Origin of the sequence: Lactobacillus sp. W8093, from assembly GCF_016100925.1 — a bacterium.
Lineage (GTDB): Bacteria > Bacillota > Bacilli > Lactobacillales > Lactobacillaceae > Lactobacillus > Lactobacillus helsingborgensis.
Genome location: NZ_JACFRL010000010.1, coordinates 32,459 through 50,393 on the forward strand (window position 1 = coordinate 32,459; position 17,935 = coordinate 50,393).

The following is a 17,935-nucleotide window of genomic DNA, read 5'->3' on the forward strand; positions in this document are numbered from 1 at the left end:
GGATTTTTTCTATGAATCAAAAAGTAGTTATCATTGGTGCTTCTCATCCGGGTCATGAAGCAGCTATCGAGTTATTAGACAGATATCAAGATCTTGATGTCACTATTTATGAAACAAGTGACTTTGTTTCATTTATGTCTTGCGGAATGAAGCTCTTTTTAGAAGAAAAAACTACCGGACAAGACAATGTACGCAATTTTTCACCTGCTGATTTGGAAAAATTAGGTGGTAAGGTCATTAATAATTCGCAAGCAGTTGCTTTAAATCCGGCAAACAAGCAAGTTACAATTAAAAATACCCAAACTGGTCAGACTGAAGAAGTTAATTATGACAAATTAATCTTGTCTCCAGGAGTTGATCCACTCCAATTACATGTTCCAGGGGCAGATTTAGACTATGTTTATTTAATGCGGGGCTACAGTTGGGCTAAAAAGATCAATGAAGCTCTTCATAATGATGAAATTAAAAATATCGTTGTGGTGGGTGCTGGTAACGGAATTGCTGCCGTTGAAGCTGGTGTTTTAGCTGGTAAAAACATGACTTTGGTTGATGCCAGCAACCATATTTTGGCTAATTATTTTTCAAAAGACTTTACCGATGTTTTTGAACAAGAAATGCGCGACAAGGGAGTCGATTTAAAGCTTGCTACAAAAGTTACTGGCTTTACCAATGACCACCTAGTCCAAACTGATCATGGTGATATTAAAGCCGATTTAGTCATCGTTGCTGCAGGCATTGTTGCTAATACAGACTGGCTTAAAGATACTATTAATTTAAACCAACGTGGTTATATTGAAACCGACGAGTATTTAAGGACTAATCAAAAAGATGTTTATGCCCTGGGTGATGCTATTTGGCCACTGTCAATCCCGGCTAATAAAAGAATGCCAATTCCATCAGCAGTTGCTGCTCGCCATGAAGCAAATTATTTAGTACAACATTTGTTTGAAGAAAAGCCAAGCCGCCCATTCCCAGGTTTAGTGGGTGGACAATTACTAGAATTTGGTGATGTACATGCGGTAGTTAGCGGCCTCCCACAAAAATCTGCTGAATTTGCCGGCATTAATGCTGCAACTAGCATCTACATCGATCATTTGCGTCCAGACTTTATTCCTGCAGATGATAATCCGTTAGGATATATTTCCTTAACTTATAATAAGGATACTCATCAGATTCTGGGAGGTGCAGTTATGTCCAAGCATGATATCACCGCTCAAGGCAATGTCTTAAGTTTAGCAATTGGTCATAAATTAACATTAGAAGATTTAGCTGAGCAAGACTTCTTCTTCTCACCAAGTTTTGATCGGCAATGGAATATTTTAAACTTAGCCGCACAACATGCGTTAGGTTTACACAAGTTTTAATTAATTTTGGATATTACTGAGCCTTGCGAAATAGCCTTGCTGCGTTCAGTAAATTTAAAAAAGAAGTTTTGTAGCTCTTTAAAAATAATTAGCCGCTTGATAAGTGGTAAGTTGATGAAGAAATAAAAGACTGTCCTTAACCTGCTAAAGTATGATTGGGACAGTCTTTTTTATTCTTAGAGTTACTACTGCTTGAAAATGACTAAAAGAGAGACCACTAAATAAGTTTTCATGAGTTGATAAATTTTCACTTTATTTGTAAACTCCTTTACTTTTATGTTGCCTTGCTTCAATTTGATGCGATAAACCAATTTGACATCTTTTGCCTTGACATAGCCATCGCCTACGTCTATCTGATTAACATTACCGGTCATATAATATTTATGAACAGGTATACACTAAAATGATATATACATGATACAATTATTAAGAGGTGGTGAAAATGAAAAAAGCATTTATAAACTTATTTGGGAATTCTTTTCTTTTTTGATATTAATCCTCTTTATAGGGTGGTTAATGGATCCCAAAAATACTTTTACAATGAAAAATATTGCTGGGTGTGTAATTAGTTCAATTATTTGGACGTTTATTATGTATTTTTTCGAAGTGAAACTCAAAAATAAGGAAAAAGTTTAAAAAGTAAAACAGTGTAATAATTAGAATTCATACAATAGCATGACGTTGTACTAAACCCCAAAAGTTGGATAACTTTTGGGACTACTTTTATGACAAAATTATCTATAGGGTCAAAAAAACTATAACTAAATAAAACTCTTATCTTGATTAACTTCACTATTATTAGGAAGTTAATTTTTTATCTGCTTTCAAATTTAAATAGCTTTAGCTTATTTTCAATTCATTAAATTAGTATTAATCTCTTTGAAAGCCTATTCAAAGACAGCTATACTGCTCTATAATGAATAGTAGATATTTAATCAGTTTTTGAGGTGATTACATGAAATTAAATAAAAAGTTTGTTTATGGTTCCATAGCAAGCATTCTTGCTATTAGTCCTATGCTACCCCCAATAATGCCAAGCAATACAGAAGTATTAGCTGCTAAGACTGATACTCTCACGTTGAATCATAATTCTTATGTTTATACGGCTCAGGGCAAGCGCACCTATTATAACGGTAAAGGGACATTGCGTATGGGTACCACCGTAAACGGTAATGCCAAAACAACTTCGATTAATGGTAAAAGCTACTATCCTTTAACCGGTGGTGCCTACATTAAGGCGGCTAATGTTGGTGTTGTTAACAAACAGGTACAAGATGGCAACTTGGAGCTCAATTACAATTCTTATGTTTACGATAAGAATGGTAAACGGCTATACAAATTCCGTGGCAGTAAAAAGAATACGCATTTGCGCAAAGGAACCCCTTTGAAATACTCTGGCTCTGTAGAAAAAATTGACCGGAATAGCAAACAGTATTTCCTAGTCAATGATGACAACTATAATCAGTCATGGCTCCCTTATAAAAAAATCGGTGGTAAATATTACTACAATATTGGAGCCGGTGGCTATGTTAATGCGGCAAATGTTGGCAACATTGATAACAAGCCCCTTTATGTCTCAGAAGCAACTGTAACAATTAGTCCAAAAGTCATTGACTCCAAAGGAGTTCAGATCGGTTTGGACAAAGAACAAAGGACAGTTAAGTCTCTGCAAAAAATAAAAGTCAACCGTGAAACGCTATTTATGTATAATCCAACCAGTTCACCTAGTTACATTATTAGTGGAACAAAAACTGGCTGGTTTCCTAAATCATACGTACAAAAAGAGCCAAGACAAAGGCTGCTGACTTTTACCGCTGACACCTATGTTTTAATTACTGCTGGAACTGATATTTTTGATGCTAATGGAGATTTACGACCAAATCAAGATTATAAAGCTGGTCTAACCACCTTTATTGAAGGCGAGAAAATTCCGGTTGATGAATTATTATACATTTGGTCAAATAAGGACAATAAAGCTGAACTCTACTATCATTTAGGCGACGCCAATAACTTTTCGAACAGCAATTTTGAAGAAAACAATGAAGAACATATGTCATTCATTAAAGCTGCTGACAGTAAATATGTTTCCGGTCCATTTTTGAAACCTCTTAATACGGTTGATGAAGCTAAAGCAGATGCGAAAGTAGCAACTGCAGCAGATAAAAAAGATCTCCAAAAGGAAATTGATCAGGAAAATGCAGTTCACAATACTGATGGATACAAATTTTACCACTTTAATTTTTATGATGATGCACTAAAAAGAGCCAAAGAAATTAATAGTTCAGATAAAGCAACAGTTTCAGAAGTTAAAGAAGCCACGAGACGTTTACAGATGAAAGCAAAACTAGCCTACTTAACAGTTGATGAATATGCGGCTTATAGCAATTCAAGAAACTCAATGCCAGAAAAATATTAAAAATTACAAAGCAAAATAACTTAAAAGTTGTTCAATTTTGATATGAAACCTACAAGCAAAACACTTTATCAGTTGTAAACGGAGGACTAACTGACTATATTCAATCAAAGTTAGTTCTTTTTGTTTTACTCTAGATTTTTGACTGAGATTTTTTATGACTATCCACTTGCTATTTACAATAAAAACAGAAATTAGCCTTATGATCTCTAAACTTAAAAAAAGCCCTTATCATCTAATAGGTTATTTGTTTAGTTTTATGTTGGTTTTTAGATTATTTTGACTTTTAATTATTTATCTGCCTATAATTTATCTATCAACCACAGGCTAGTTATATTAATATGTAATTTTATTTGTAAGGACTTACTTATGGCGAATAATCAGAATAACGAAAAAAATGAGAAAACAAAACAATTTTATGATTTTTTAAAATATACAATAGTCTTATTTGCGATTTTTATTTTAATTAATTTTTTACTGACAAAATATTTAATAGTCAAATGTTCTGTGTCTGGTATCTCGATGCAACCAACTTTTGAAAACCAAGAAAGAGTTATAGCTAATCGCAATAGCAAATTGAAACGAAATGAAATTGTCATTTTAAAGGCTCCGGATGAACGTAATTCCTTTTATATAAAAAGAATTATAGGATTACCAGGTGAAACTGTTACTGGAAAAAATAATAAGATTTATGTTAATGGCAAAAAAATAAATCAAGACTATTTAAACCCAGGATTTAAGCTGACAGATAATGAAGACGGCTTTCATGGTACAAAATATTCCTATACCGCTGACTTTTCGATTCGATCTTTAGCAAGAACAAAAGAATATAAAAGTATTTATTCCCCTTCTCAATTAAAAGAAATGAAAAATACTAACAAAGTTCCCAAAGGTTCATATTTTGTAATGGGAGATCATAGGAGCGTTTCAAAAGATAGTCGTTATATAGGAGCAATCCCTAGAAGTAAAATTGAAGGTGTTGTTAAGTATCGTTATTGGCCACTTAACAGAATCAAAGTATATTAAAAAGGATTAAGTCCAAATTTAGGACTTAATCCTTTTTCCTTTCACTTTTTATAACTCTGCTAATCGTTTTTCATCTAAATGAAACATAATCATGCAATAAAGTAATAATATTGCAGTCATAAACACCACCACATAGATGTTAGTAGTTCCAGGAAGTTCACGTAAGAAATCAGCCGGTGAATAACTTATAAAATATGGCAAATGGATAGTTGCATTCATTAATAATAAAATTATTTGCCATAAATATAGTAATTGATTCAAAAACAAACGTTTCATAAAGACCTTCTTTTTAAAAATGAGGGTAGCCGTACAATAATGATGAATTAATTTTACTATTATAAATAACCAGTTTTTGTTTCTTATTTTTTAATTATCGTTTAATTCTATACATTCATAGTACCATTTTAGTATTATTAAAAATAGTAGAATTAGACTTTTAATAATCCGGCTCACTATAACGGTCAGTAATTAGATAGACGATTATCATTAATAGCGTTGTAACTAGTAACAACAGAATATTGTTCTTATTGACCCGCAGCAACATTAAACTATTGAGTGGATTATATTTCCAAGTGGTATAAATGGTGATAATACACAGGCTAAAAGGAATAATTATACCCAATGGAGCATTGAAGTGACCAATAGTGGTTTGAATTATCAGCAACAGAAATATTCCTAAAAAATTGATAATAAACAATACTAATAAAGCTGGTAATCCGTGGAATTGTAATAGTTTAAAACGTCTTAGCCAAGAAAAATCAGTCACTAAAGCCATAATTCCTTCTGTTAGTAACACATAAATGAGGGTGATCAATCCCATTAATCCAACATTAACTGCAGCGAAACTTAAGGGTGAGTATCTGAGCCCTCGCAATTGCATTCCCCTTACTTGCCACAATTGTTTAAAACTGCTTAAGACTATTAATAGTGGCACTACAAAATAAACAAACCAAAAAACAGGCAAAACTACTTGGCCTGATTTGACAACTCTAAAATCAACACCCATGAAAAAAAGAGGAACTATAGCAGAATTCGGCATCAATTTCAACATCAGTATTACAAAGCTTATTAACCCTAACCAAAAAATAAAACGTGCTTTTATTAGTTGCCACAAAAATAAAAATTGGTCCCAAAATAAATTTACAAGAGATGCTTTTGAGTCTGCTGCTTTATAGTGCAACTTTTTCTCCTTACTCGCTTAGACACGCACTTCTTAAAAATAAAATAGCTTACATCAAGAGCACCACTTGTATAGGATTTAAAAAATACGATCAGTAGAATTAAAATATTAAATTCCTTTAGTTAAAGCAAAAATGCTCTAGGTGTTAATCAACTGATTAACTTTCTAGGGCATTTTAATAAAAAGGCTAGCTATTATTTTCCTTCTTCTATTTCTCTTTAATTTTGGTTGTATATCATATTAAAATGAGTATTTTCTATTGGCTTGGAATAACTTTTTTCTAACTCTTATAGATACCTCATTTGAATAATTCACTATGCGTTCCTATACCAATTAAAAAACTGTTTCTTGTGTAGGAGCATATACTAATAAATGGTCACCACTATGACCGTCAAAATGAAATTCCAGAATAATTACTGTTGCTCTTTTATCGCTTAGTTGTTTTTTAACTTGTTTCTTTATATTGATTAAATTTTCCAAAGCATGCGGATGAAAATAATTAGGTATTTTATTATCTTCAATCAAACATTGAATAATGAATTCCCAAGGGCTTCGTTCCTGATTATCAAGCTCTTGTGGAAGAGATCCTTTAAATACAGAATGCCATTTCGGATCCTGCCTTCGCTTTTTTAACTGCTTTTTAAATACCTTAGTATATTTGATTGTTTTATCCAATTATCATATAAGATCCAACTATTCATTTGACTTGAGTAACTTTTCTAATTCTTTAAAATTATGAGCTTCTGGCAACTTTTCTTTTCCAGATAAATCATCAAGCATTTCTTCTAACGAACTGCTTAATTCTTGGTTAGGTAAAGAATAATATTTTGGTAAGCCCTGATTAGCCACAGTAGTTACAGTCATTCTAACAAATTCTGAAATTGTTAAACCATGGCTGGCAAGTACTGTTTTCGCTTTATTTTTGATAGCTGGATCTATTCTAGCTTCTATTCTAGCCATTTTTATCACCTCATTATCATTGTACGTCGAATGCCACACATGGTCAATTACATAATTTTTCTTGTTTCAGGTGAATTTATAATTTCCTTTATTGATCATTCTTTTCACAATGTTAAGCAGTTTAAAGCTTTGATAAACCTCTCTATTTTTAAATAGTGACTTAATTATTTTTTCCCATAACTAAATTATCAGCATTAGCAATCAAAATTTGGTATCATTTTATTCCTCTACTTTTAAATAATTGGGATTAGCTGCCTATTTTCTAACTTGTAGGAATGAGTAAACTTACTTTGCAAATCCTCTGGAATATGGTGATCAATCTCAACCACTGTCAAGTCGGAAGATAAAATCATTTCATGAATTTCATGAGCAGTTTGTGGGTCAAGAGATGCGGTACCTTCATCAATTAATAAAAAGTTGCGATTATATAAAAAGGCACGAGCAATTTCTATACGTTTCTTTTCCCCACCTGACAAGTTAGTGCCGTCTTCTTGAATTACGGCGTCAAGGCCAATCTTTTGCATTAATGGCGTTAAACCCGCTTCTTGAATGGCATGCTCAATCTCTTGGTCAGAAAAGTCACGCCCCAAAGTCAGGTTAAAGCGCAAGGTATCATGAAAAATATTGGAATCCTGATTGACTTCGCCAAAGTAATCAGGCTGAGGAGAAACAGCCTTACCATTCGGTTCAACTAATTCCACTGTTCCCTTATTTGGTTGGATAATATTTGCCATTAATCTGAGCAATGTGCTTTTACCCTGTCCGCTGCGACCAGTCAGCAGAATTTTATCACCACGATTAACCGTCAAGCTGGCATTTTGAATAATAGTCTTACCCTGATAGCCAAAAGTCACATCATTAAGTTGCAGGTCTTTGAAATCTATTGTCCTCATCTCGTCACTGAGAGTAGACTGTGGTAATTCCTTGATATTAGTCAGTTTTGTTAACAAGGGCTTAGCTGAGTTAATCGTTGTCATTGACCGGTTGATGGCCAAGATAGAATTTACGATCCAAGAACTGGAATACTGAACCATAATAAAGGAAGAAAGAGGCAAGCGCTTGTCTAAAACAAATAAAATACCAATCCCAATGGGCAGAAATGATAAAGTATAAGCCAAAATACCTGCTAATAAATTGCTCATGGCAATCGTATTTTCCCGTTTCTGCTTCGCTTCAGCTGTTTCAGTAATTGCCTTCTTACCTTTCAGTAAAAAGAAAGGCATCGCATTATAATGCAAGATTAGGTCAATGTGCTTGAGATAATCCGACATAAATCCCGTGTACTTACCGACACTAGCACTCCAAGCTTTAGAGCTTTCCATAACCCGTTTGGCCATAATTTTTGGAGCAATTGCTGAAATAACTGAGAAAAGCATAAAAATAAGAGTCAAGATAAAGTTTGCATTGATAGCCATAGCCAAACATAGCAGCAGATTAACAATACAAGTAATTAAATTAAATACTTCTTTGACGTAATTATTTTCTACCAACTCTAAATCGTTGGTAACAAATGACAACTTATCAGAAACTGGTCCTTGCTGTTTAACAAAATCAGAAGATAGCAGATCACTGCGCACGTTTTTATTGAAGAGGTAGATGTTCCGATTTAGCGTCCTCTCGTAAAAGTAGCGGGCAACAGTTAATAAGAAAATAATCAGAACAATCAAACAGACTTCTAGAACTACTCGTCTTTTATCACCAGCTTCAACCATGGCAAAGATTTGCGAATAAGACCACGTATTAAAAGGAGTATCAAGACCCACGATCAGGGTTAGCAAGAAACATAGAATTATGCTTTTGTTATCAAAATATTTTTTCATAATTGTTTTTACCTTTCACTTATATTTAACATATTTTGCTAAAATGGCCTTAACTCCATAGAAGCAATATGATTTATCTTGTTTAAATCTTTTCCGTTACTATTTGTTCTTTTAAGTTAATCATAACTTTATTTTAAAGTATATATTTATTTTCTAAGAGGTATTTTTTTAAACTAAGTGGTTATTACTAAAAACTAAAAAGCTTCTGACGTTAAAAATAAATTTAACTAGCAAAGCAATTAAAAGTTGTTTAGTTCAAAAATACTAACGTTTCTACCTTTAAAATTTAAATATTATATTAAAAATCTTGATTCTAATTACCAAGATAATTTAGGCAAAATAATACACTCAAATTTAGAATAAATTTGAGTGTATTATCAAGACCTATAATTCTTTTTTAGTTTAACTTAGTAATTTTTCTGCTACTTAGTTTATAAACATTATCATGTAATGCCGCAATTTTTTGTCACGCATGACTGTCAAAATTGCTTTTGCTCACCTGAGAGTGTATTTATTCCCTTTTTAAAAAATATTCTATGTTCAAATATTTAGCCAATTGATGCATTCTGCTTTTAATTTCTTTCGCCATATTGCCAATCCAACTATTATTCGTGTGAGTTTCTTCTTTTTCGTACTTTCATTTAAATGATATATACAAGGAAGAGTAATGGCGTTAACAAAAATTGGGATGAATACAACAAGGATATCGCTATCAAAAATCAACTGCAAAATACCATGAATATCTTTCAAAACAAGATCATGTAAAATATATATTACAAAGTTATTTAATAATTCAATCAAAAAGCCAAAAAATTGATTAATTGAAAATATTTTTAGTTACTAATAAATTAATACCTTGCATATATTAAAAATAACCTTAAAAAGAGAATACCGCATTTCATAAAATTATTAATATCCTTGCATTTGTCTCTTCATTAAATTATGACAAATTTTTTCACCTTTTTTAATTATTAGTAGCAGACTCAGCTTGGGCTTCGACTTCTGCTTTTGTGTTACTTGGCTTTAATTTGATACCATAACCATATTTAACATCACTAGCTCTAACATAGGCATCTCCCAGCTCCATTTTTTCGCTTTTATTGGAATAAATCTGATGAATGGTCAGATTGTAAAACAATTCTGCCTTTTGATCAGCTGGCACCCAAAGATATAGTAATTTTTCAACTCTTAAGTAATTGACTTTTTTAGAAATCTTTTGCCCATCATGGTCTTGCATGCTGCCATCTGCATTATAAACATCAATATCTTTATAGAGACTAACATAACTGAAATTTTCTGCATTATAGTCATGGACTGGCAATTTCTTTTTAGCTTTAACATTTGAAAACCATAACCAATGATCTGTTCCCTTAATACGGTAAATTTTAGGCTCAGGCACGAACTGCCCTCTTTGATTCATAATATATGCAGCGGGTGATCCAGTTTCTAAACGATCTACTTTAAATTTAGTACCAGCTTTCGCAATTTTTACTTTTTTAGTACCATAAATCGCTGTACCTAACTGAGCAATTGCCGTCACAGTAGTTTCTTCAGTTGGTGAACCAATTACTGCTCCAACATTACCAGCCTTTAGGTATTGCTTTATCGGGCCCCCTATTCGGTAGTAGCGTTTACCGTTTTTAAAACGTAACGCACTCCCGTAGGTAATTATTGTTCGGCCCTTTCTGATTAAATTTAAACTGGCTTTACGAGTACTAGTGGCATAAACATAGGAATTATGTTTAACTTTGCGCTTAACCCCATCTATATTGGACGCTTTGAGGTAGCGATTTTTACCTTTAAGCTTGTAGTAAGGCTGTTTTTTAATTATTACCGGCTCATCTTCAACTTTGACAGTTGTAAAGGCACGGTATTTATTTTTAGTACGCTTGCCAGCTTCAGTATAAGCTACCGAATTATGCATAATAGTTTTGGTAAGATAATGACTAGCTGCTTGAACAGTTGGTGCTGCTTGACTAGTTATTGTAAGGATTGTTGCTGTACTAAACAGGCCAGCGACCAGCAGAGCAGCTATTTTCTTTTTTAGTTTCATTTATAAACTCCTTTCTGACTTACTTTTAATATCTAACTCTTTCTCTCGCTAATCATGAAAAGTCAATAACATAATTTTAGCCTACTAGCCATACACTGAATAAATCAAAAAAGTACATGCAGCAGCGACAATCATATAAGAAATACGACAAATAATATATAATCTCCTTACTAATTTTGCCCGTTTTGCATTATAAATATAGGGAATGCTTGTATAATGCTTTCTTGCTTTTTTAGTTAGATCTGCATTCATATACATTTCTGCTAACACGGCAACAATGAAAATCAAATTTCCTATAAATAGAATAACAACTTCTGATGTAAAAAAAGCCCAACTTAAAAACAGAACAATAGCCGCAATAAACCGGCTGGCATTTATCATTACCACTTCTCTCTCAATTCCAGGCTTTGCTACAAACTCTACTGTGGAAGCTGCGACTTCTTTTCGTGATTCCAAATTAAGCTTATGCCAAGCTTTTGACTTGAGATAAATCATATATAGCGATGTTATAAATGCAATAGTAAAGAATATTAAAATAATAATTTCGTAAATCAAATCGTAATTCGTAGTATCCATAAAAAGCTCTCCTAGTTTATTATGTTTTGCAAATATTTAAAGGCTTCCGAAATTTTGATTATTTTAGTGGGCTAAATATCGTAAACTTGTGTTTTGGCTTCCAAGACTATACACTGCCTTAAGCTTTAGCATATCATTTTTTATTGATATAACAAATAACCATTGAATTAAAATAATTGCAAAAGAGTCTAAGATCGCTAAAACTTCGAGAAATTTTTTGCTCTGCTTTTGTAACTGTTAAAAAGAAGATTATAAATGGCAGCTTTGCAATACCTGACTCAGCCCGTTGTGCAAAATTAATTCAGTCATGATATAATGTAATTGTAAAGAAAAGAGGCCTTGCGCTAACAAGACCTCTTTGAAAACAAGCAGCCGCTCTAAAGGCGGTTAGCTGTCTAGGTAATAGAAGACTATCCCTAACTTGCTAAAGTATGATTGGGACGGTCTTTTTTATTTCTTGTGATTATTGATATAATTCAATAACACAATAATAAACGTGGCGAATGCCAACATTATTTGTAATGCCTGGTAAACGCTCATTAACTGCTTCTCTTTCTAAAAGATTTCGTGCCATAGGCACCATCTCCTTTCCGGATCAACAGCCAACCGCCCTCAAAACAATTTGCTTGAATTCTAAATTAATTATAACAAATACTGTTTGCATATTGAATAACTATAAAGTACTATTGCCAAATCAATGGCTTATTTTGATTATTTCCACTATATAGTATTTTGTTTCCTTCTTTAAAAACTAAAATATATTTTTGACAATGGTAAAAGACAGTTTTACTACCAGTGTACTAAGCCAATCCAAGTTTAAAATGAGCGCATTTTTAAGGTATGTAAATAAGACTTTTTAATCAATGTGGAGAGCGCTAAAATAACTTTAAACTCGTAATACAATAAATATAAGAGGGAAATATTTATGATTAGAAAATGCCAAGTTGCTGACAGTCCAGCTATTCAAAAAATCAATCAAATTGAACTAAGTTACGATTATCCTGTCGAAAAAACGGCCGCTAACATTAAAAGGCTACTAAATGATCCTGAACATCATTATCTCTGGGTCTTTGAAGATGATAATACCAAAAAAGTTGAAGGGTATTTGCATGCAGAAATTTTTGAAGAAACCTACTTTGACCCCATGTTCAATGTTTTAGCTTTAGCCGTAGATTCTTCTGTGCAGAAAAAAGGTATTGGCAGTCAGCTTATGCAAGCTTTGGAGAAACAGGCTCGAGCTTTAGGAATGAAAGAAATCAGATTAAATTCCGGAGAATCACGTACAGGTGCCCATCAATTTTATGAAAAACTCGGTTATACCAGCAATAAAATGCAAAAACGATTTGGTAAAACACTCAAATAATTTTTGTTTAAACTGCAATTGATTTTAACTTTTTATAAATGTTTTACTAACAATAATTTAGGTAGTATATTATATGTACATCTAAATCAATTAACTATACTTTATACATCTAAAGTACTACTATGCATATGAGGTGATCAATAATGCTAAGTCCAGAAAAAAGCAAAATTTCGATTTCAGTTAAAGTTAATTCAGAAGATAAAAACCGAGTTACAGAAATATTTAACGGCCTAGGCCTTAATCTTTCGACTGCCATTAATATATTTATAAAGAAAAGTATTGCTGAAGGTGGTTTACCGTTTGAAGTTAGGGATCCATTTTATAGTGAGGAAAATCAAGCTGAACTAAATCAGCGTTTCAAAAAGATTAACAATAATCAGGATATCCATTCACATCATCTTTTAAGTAGTGAGCAGAAGAAAGAATGACAGTAGAATTTTTAGATGAAGCTTGGAATGAATTTGTTAATTGGCAAGCCGGAAAAATTAAAATATCAAATTGGTTGGTCAAGAAGAATAAATAATGTAGATAGATTAGTTTACACAGTTAAAAATGAGCGATTAATTATTATAGCTTGCAAAACTCACTATAATTAAAGCTAAAAATCCTCTTAGTTAGATTTCAATTTAACTAAGAGGATTTTTATATGTATAAATCTCTACATTCACAAAACTAGTAATTTCTTTAAAAATACTATTCATCTAAAAGTCTGATAAATCTATTGGTGCGGACACCTTTCCTTTTTTTAAATTAGCAACAGATTCATCCATTGCTTTTAATCCCTTATCAGAAATATCTTTTGATTTGACTAATTCTCTATGTTCCATAACTAAGCACCCATTACTATATTCTTTTTCATAACATAACTATATTTTAATTTAAGCAGTGCAACTAGTTTTTGCTATCCGTATAAGCAAAGTAATTGTTAATAACTTGCATAATAAATTTCTCCCTTTTCTATGGGATCCACTACGGAAAGAATATCATAAATTAATAAAAGAAGAAATAACACAATAAAAATTGCAAATATTATTTTCCCAACAAAAACCCGCCTTATCTACATGATCAAAGACGGGTTTTTATAACATAAAATTCTCATTAATTATATTAGCATTTGAGTGATTTCCAAAACCAGTGGTACGACAATTACAAATAAAACTGTGGAGGTGGTCACAACGTTGGTAGCGTATTGCACATCCCCATGTGATTCACCCACTAAGATTGGCAAAACTGCTAAGGCTGGAGTAGCTGACTGCACCACTAAAGTTTGTTTAGCCAAACTTGTCAAACTCGGCAGCCAATTTGCACCAACAAAGATTAAAATCATCATCAAAGCCGGGACTAAGACAAAACGACCAAGTAATGCCCAGATAGTATCGCGGTCGAGGTGGATTGATTTCAAACCGGCATCTGCCAATATAATACCAATATAAATCAGTGACATCGGCGTGACGATGCCCCCAACCATGCTTAACACAGCCGTAATCCAGTTGGGAATTGGTACTTCAACTAATAAGCAAATTAAGGCAATTAGAAAACCAACTAATGGCGCTGGCAACAACTTTTTCCAGTTGAACTTTTGCTGCTTGTTCTTTTGTGCGGTTGGATCATCACTCGAAATGAAGAAGACACCAATTGCCCAAGTAGAAACCGTATTTAACACATAATAAATTAAAAAGTAGGGCATACTTTTTTGCCCAAACAGGGCAATATTTAACGGTAAACCAATAAAAATGGTATTGGCATTCGTAATGGCGTTGATGAAAGTACCGCGGCGGCCTTTGCGGATCCGCAGAACCTTACATAATATCCATGCGAACAAATAGCTGAGGGCAAAACAGATAATGGCATAAATCAATCCGCCTGTTAAGCCAAACAATTTTTGCCGGTTCAAGTATTTTAAGACTGAAACAAAAATTGAAGCTGGCAGAGCAATATTCATAATTAAATAGGAGATATTGCCTTTAAACTGATCGCCCAGCTTGCCACTGGTGCGCAGCCAATACCCTAAAGCAATTACAAGTAACAGCTCAACGACGCTAGTTAATGAAGTAATAAAGGCTTGCATTTATTCTCACTCCTGCTCATCTTTATATTCAGGTGCCCAGCGAAGGGCAGCCACTGCCTTATCACCGTTTTGATAATCATTCTGGTTAAGATGATCAGCAATTGCCTTGTTAGCCACAGCTTTTGCTACAGTTTGGGAAAAGACATTTAGTTTTTCCACAGGTGGTAAAACGGCTGCACCGGGTTTACTAGAATCAACAATGCCGCCAAGTGAATGGGCTGCTACACTAATCATTTCATCACTTAAAATCTTAGCATTAACTGCTAAAGCACCAAGACCAAGTCCTGGATAAACCAAAGCATTGTTGGCTTGACCAATTTCGTACTTGGTTCCTTCATATTCAACTGGATCAGCCGGAATACCAGTTGCTACCAAGGCTTTGCCCTTGGTCCAATGAATTAAATCTTCTGCTTTTGCTTCTGCTAATTGAGTTGGGTTTGACAATGGGAAAATGATTGGCCGCTCGGTATGAGTTGCCATTTCCGTCACAATATCTTGAGTAAAAGCACCTGAACGGGTTGAAGTTCCCACTAAAATATCAGGATGAACTGCTTGCACAACGCTCTTTAAGTCTTTAAGTTGATCAGCATTACTGAATTCTGAGCGTTTTCTAACAAATGGCTTCTGCGCTGGTGTTAAGTCGGGGGTGTCTTCAAAGAGCAGACCTTGTTTATCTACCAAGTAGAAATGCTTACGTGCTTCTTCAGGTTGCAAACCTGCTTGCAGCATCTCAGAATATACCTGCTCAACTATTCCCGTACCAGCAGTACCAGCACCGAAGCAGACATACTTTTGATCAGTTAGTTTTTGTCCACTAATCTTTAATGCTCCCAAGATACCCGCCAAAACAATGACTCCAGTGCCTTGAATATCATCATTAAATGTTAAGATATGATCACGGTAATGTTTTAAAATATTATCAGCATTATCCCTGCCAAAATCTTCAAAATGTAAATATAGTCCCGGAAACAGCTTTTCTACAGTTTGCACAAAGCGATCAACAAATTGATAATAAGGATCTCCATTCACCCGACGCTGGTGGTTGCCTAAGTAGAGCGAATCATTAAGTAATTTGTCATTGTTAGTGCCAACATCAAGAACCACCGGCAATACACACGCAGGATCAACACCAGCTGCTGCAGTATAAACCATTAGCTTACCTACAGAAATGTCGACGCCTTGTGTGCCCCAGTCACCAATTCCTAAAATTTCTTCGCCGTCAGTGACTACAATCAACTTAATGTCACGCCCATCTGCCGCGTTTTTTAAACTTTCTTCAATTTTATCTGGTTCATTAATTGACAGAAATGCGGCGTTTTGGGGGTTAACAAACAAATGACTGTAATTTTCAATAGTTTCAGCTATTGTCGGATCATACACAATTGGCATAAATTCAGTAACATGTTCACTAAAAATTTTAAAAAATAGTACACGATTAGTATTAAAAATTGTCATCAGGAAAATACGTTTTTCAAGGTTTGAAGACTTTTCCTGATATTGCAAGTAAACTTCACGAGCCTGTTCTTCCAATGTTTGTATCTTTGGTGGCAGCATCCCCACCAAATGATACTTTTCCCGCTGTTCTTCTGTATAAGCAGTACCTCTGTTCAAAAACGGATCATTCAACCTGTCTTGTCCTGTTTTAGCCATTTTTCTCACTCTCCGTCTAGTTAATTATTATTAGCACGTACTATATGATTAGACTATAACCAGCAAGTTAAAAGTGCAAAGAATTCAGCTTATAGTAATAGTGTATAGTATATATAAAATATGAAAATATATTTTTGTTGAATAATTATGCAAATAAAAAACCAGTTTAACTTAATAAACTGGTTTTTCTGTAAAATTTAATTACAGAGTATTTTATGCCTTGTAGCGTGATTCGCCATTTAAGTAGGTTTCACTTAAAGTCATATCTGGATTTAACACCAAAAAGTCAGCATCCTTATCAGGTGCAATTGTACCGCACTTATCTAAAACGTGTGCGCTTTTAGCCGGAACATAAGAAGACATCATGATTGCTTCTTCCGGTGTAGCAATATTCCAGTCAACCAGATTTTTAACAGCGGTCTTTAACTGCAATATGCTGCCGGCCAAATTGTTACCATCTTTAAGGCGTGCCATACCGTCTTTAACATAAACCGGTAATTCACCTAACATATAATCACCGTCGGGCATCATGCCGGCTTCCATGCAATCAGTGATTAGGCAAATATGTTCTGCACCCTTGACTTGAATTAAAGCTTGTACCATTTCTTTTTTGACATGGTGGCCATCACAAATTAATTCAGCCGTAACATTGTGTAAAGCTAGTGCGGCATTAGAAATTGATGAATCATGGTGAGATGGATCCGGCATTCCGTTAAAAGTATGGGTAAACATGGTCGCACCCGCCTCAACTCCAGCTTTGGCTTCTGCAAAATTAGCACTTGAATGACCTAAAGAAACAACTACGCCTTCATTAACAGCAGCTCGAATAAATTCTTTAGCACCTTTTCTCTCGGGCGCAAGTGAAATTTTATTTAACAAGCCCTTTGATTGCTCACGCCACTCATTAAATTGATTAATATCTGGGTCGAGCAAATATTTCGGATTTTCTGCTCCAGCATGTTCCGCAGTAAAGTAAGGTCCCTCAAAATGAAGACCTTGAATTTTGGCACCAGTTTCCTCACCCTTGTGCTCACCAAACATCTGACAAATGCGGGATAAAGTATCAGCACCGGCAGTATAAGTAGTTGGTAGCCAGCTGGTAACACCAGAACGTAGAAAGCCTTCTGACAAGCGGTTAATACCCGTCCAATCGCTTTTCATTACATCTTCTTTTAGCGAGCCGTGAACATGAGTATCAACAAGCCCTGGAGCTATCCATTTGCCGCTATAATCGACAATTTTACCTGCTGGTTTCTCGTCTTCTGTATAATAAAAACCGAACTTACCATTATCTTGAACTTCCAGATAACCTCCTTCTTCTGTCACATTTTTAAGAAAGAATTTATCAGCATGAATATAATAAGTCATAGTTTTTTGCCTTCCTTTTAAAAGAAAAAATTGGATATTGCCAGTTTAATTCTAGCTTAATCTACCAATCATTTCCAGTTCAATCTTAATTAGT

At 34.0% G+C, this 17,935-nt stretch carries 18 protein-coding genes; 6 read left to right on the top strand and 12 right to left on the bottom strand.

Annotation, left to right across the window (positions count from 1 at the left end):
* Positions 1-11: 11 nt before the first annotated feature.
* The 3 genes from H3T47_RS07645 to lepB all read left to right on the top strand — a co-directional run bounded on the left by H3T47_RS07645 (position 12) and on the right by lepB (position 4,803).
* Complete coding sequence (locus H3T47_RS07645) at positions 12-1,364, top strand: FAD-dependent oxidoreductase (protein ID WP_199283072.1); 1,353 nt, start codon at positions 12-14, stop codon at positions 1,362-1,364.
* Positions 1,365-2,394: 1,030 nt separating this feature from the next.
* Complete coding sequence (locus H3T47_RS07650) at positions 2,395-3,780, top strand: SLAP domain-containing protein (RefSeq protein WP_199283073.1); 1,386 nt, start codon at positions 2,395-2,397, stop codon at positions 3,778-3,780.
* A gap of 366 nt (positions 3,781-4,146) precedes the next feature.
* Entirely contained in the window at positions 4,147-4,803 is a 657-nt protein-coding gene (lepB, locus tag H3T47_RS07655) for a signal peptidase I (protein WP_046327703.1), read from the top strand.
* A gap of 48 nt (positions 4,804-4,851) precedes the next feature.
* Here the strand turns inward: lepB and H3T47_RS07660 are convergent, their stop codons facing one another.
* The 8 genes from H3T47_RS07660 to H3T47_RS09425 form a co-directional block, all read right to left on the bottom strand.
* Complete coding sequence (locus H3T47_RS07660) at positions 4,852-5,079, bottom strand: hypothetical protein (protein ID WP_199283074.1); 228 nt, start codon at positions 5,077-5,079, stop codon at positions 4,852-4,854.
* A 160-nt stretch (positions 5,080-5,239) separates the two neighbouring features.
* On the bottom strand, positions 5,240-5,809 hold the full coding sequence (locus H3T47_RS07665) for a rhodopsin (protein WP_199283075.1): 570 nt from the start codon (positions 5,807-5,809) through the stop codon (positions 5,240-5,242).
* Between the two features lie 507 nt (positions 5,810-6,316).
* Positions 6,317-6,658, bottom strand: coding sequence for a replication associated protein (locus tag H3T47_RS07670; protein WP_199283076.1), 342 nt, complete (start codon positions 6,656-6,658; stop codon positions 6,317-6,319).
* Between the two features lie 18 nt (positions 6,659-6,676).
* Entirely contained in the window at positions 6,677-6,943 is a 267-nt protein-coding gene (locus tag H3T47_RS07675; protein ID WP_199283077.1) for a type II toxin-antitoxin system RelB/DinJ family antitoxin, read from the bottom strand.
* Positions 6,944-7,176: 233 nt separating this feature from the next.
* The gene (locus H3T47_RS07680) at positions 7,177-8,763 is read right to left on the bottom strand and encodes an ABC transporter ATP-binding protein (protein WP_199283078.1); all 1,587 of its coding nucleotides are present in this window, start codon (positions 8,761-8,763) and stop codon (positions 7,177-7,179) included.
* 964 nt (positions 8,764-9,727) lie between these two features.
* Complete coding sequence (locus H3T47_RS07685; RefSeq protein WP_199283079.1) at positions 9,728-10,816, bottom strand: SLAP domain-containing protein; 1,089 nt, start codon at positions 10,814-10,816, stop codon at positions 9,728-9,730.
* 84 nt (positions 10,817-10,900) lie between these two features.
* Positions 10,901-11,392, bottom strand: a complete 492-nt coding sequence (locus tag H3T47_RS07690) for a hypothetical protein (protein ID WP_199283080.1) — start codon at positions 11,390-11,392, stop codon at positions 10,901-10,903.
* A gap of 450 nt (positions 11,393-11,842) precedes the next feature.
* Positions 11,843-11,932 (bottom strand): putative holin-like toxin, encoded by a 90-nt coding sequence (locus tag H3T47_RS09425; protein ID WP_084619607.1) that lies wholly within the window; start codon positions 11,930-11,932, stop codon positions 11,843-11,845.
* A 385-nt stretch (positions 11,933-12,317) separates the two neighbouring features.
* Between H3T47_RS09425 and H3T47_RS07700 the strand changes: the two genes are divergently transcribed.
* The 3 genes from H3T47_RS07700 (at position 12,318) to H3T47_RS09295 (ending at position 13,351) form a co-directional block, all read left to right on the top strand.
* Positions 12,318-12,755: a GNAT family N-acetyltransferase gene (locus H3T47_RS07700; RefSeq protein ID WP_199283081.1), complete on the top strand. Its 438-nt coding sequence runs from the start codon at positions 12,318-12,320 to the stop codon at positions 12,753-12,755.
* 143 nt (positions 12,756-12,898) lie between these two features.
* Positions 12,899-13,183, top strand: a complete 285-nt coding sequence (locus tag H3T47_RS07705; RefSeq protein ID WP_199283082.1) for a type II toxin-antitoxin system RelB/DinJ family antitoxin — start codon at positions 12,899-12,901, stop codon at positions 13,181-13,183.
* 87 nt (positions 13,184-13,270) lie between these two features.
* Positions 13,271-13,351: a type II toxin-antitoxin system YoeB family toxin gene (locus H3T47_RS09295; protein ID WP_233557734.1), complete on the top strand. Its 81-nt coding sequence runs from the start codon at positions 13,271-13,273 to the stop codon at positions 13,349-13,351.
* Between the two features lie 105 nt (positions 13,352-13,456).
* Here the strand turns inward: H3T47_RS09295 and H3T47_RS09360 are convergent, their stop codons facing one another.
* From H3T47_RS09360 to nagA, 4 genes are all read right to left on the bottom strand, one after another.
* Complete coding sequence (locus H3T47_RS09360) at positions 13,457-13,582, bottom strand: hypothetical protein (RefSeq protein WP_255524987.1); 126 nt, start codon at positions 13,580-13,582, stop codon at positions 13,457-13,459.
* Positions 13,583-13,857: 275 nt separating this feature from the next.
* A complete protein-coding gene (locus H3T47_RS07720) occupies positions 13,858-14,823 on the bottom strand; it encodes an AEC family transporter (RefSeq protein ID WP_199283083.1) in 966 nt (321 codons plus the stop codon).
* Between the two features lie 6 nt (positions 14,824-14,829).
* The gene (locus tag H3T47_RS07725; protein ID WP_199283084.1) at positions 14,830-16,473 is read right to left on the bottom strand and encodes a malolactic enzyme; all 1,644 of its coding nucleotides are present in this window, start codon (positions 16,471-16,473) and stop codon (positions 14,830-14,832) included.
* 213 nt (positions 16,474-16,686) lie between these two features.
* The gene (gene nagA / locus H3T47_RS07730; RefSeq protein WP_199283085.1) at positions 16,687-17,841 is read right to left on the bottom strand and encodes an N-acetylglucosamine-6-phosphate deacetylase; all 1,155 of its coding nucleotides are present in this window, start codon (positions 17,839-17,841) and stop codon (positions 16,687-16,689) included.
* Between the last annotated feature and the right edge of the window lie 94 nt (positions 17,842-17,935).